Genomic DNA, 255 nt, shown 5'->3' with positions numbered 1-255 from the left:
GGGGCTCGGGCGGTAGCTCGTCCAGCACGAGTTGGAGCAGGCGCGCGGAGTCGCATCGGCTGTTGCCGTCGGTGTCGTCGTCGATAAAGGCCCAGCCCTGCCAGTCGGGGAAATCCGCATCGCTATGTACCTGCACGCCGGCCGCGTTGAGGTCCACGTAGACCGTGCTGCCGTCCAGCGGCGAGGTGATGGCGCGGATGTGCGGCACACGGCCGCGATACTGGTCACGGGCGGCCAAGGCGTCCGGCCCCAGCA

1 protein-coding gene is annotated in these 255 nt (G+C 69.4%); it reads right to left on the bottom strand.

Translation table 11 applies throughout. The features are described from left to right. Positions 1 to 255, bottom strand: a 255-nt coding sequence (locus tag JHD67_RS22965) for a hypothetical protein (protein WP_199101244.1), incomplete at both ends; no start/stop codon positions are given.

This window comes from Dyella sp. ASV21 (genome assembly GCF_016428975.1).
Taxonomy (GTDB): Bacteria; Pseudomonadota; Gammaproteobacteria; order Xanthomonadales; family Rhodanobacteraceae; genus Dyella.
Note: the sequence above shows the minus strand (reverse complement) of the source record. Positions and strands in the feature narration are given on the sequence as shown.